This is a genomic window from Duganella radicis, from assembly GCF_009720825.1.
Classification (GTDB): domain Bacteria; phylum Pseudomonadota; class Gammaproteobacteria; order Burkholderiales; family Burkholderiaceae_D; genus Rugamonas; species Rugamonas radicis.
On record NZ_WNKY01000149.1, the window covers coordinates 1 to 255 of the forward strand.

The 255-nt window shown below is 50.2% G+C and carries 1 rRNA gene; it reads left to right on the plus strand.

Annotated elements, in window-relative coordinates:
- Window positions 1-255: ribosomal RNA gene (locus tag GM676_RS31445) — 23S ribosomal RNA — on the plus strand; the annotation flags it as partial.

Genomic DNA, 255 nt, shown 5'->3' on the forward strand with positions numbered 1-255 from the left:
CGGCGAACTGAAACATCTAAGTAGCTGCAGGAAAAGAAATCAACCGAGATTCCCAAAGTAGTGGCGAGCGAAATGGGAAGAGCCTGTACGTGATAGTCGTTTGGATAGTGGAATGCCCTGGAAATGGTAGCCATAGCGGGTGATAGCCCCGTACACGAAATTCAAGCGGTGGTACTAAGCGTACGACAAGTAGGGCGGGACACGAGAAATCCTGTCTGAATATGGGGGGACCATCCTCCAAGGCTAAATACTCGT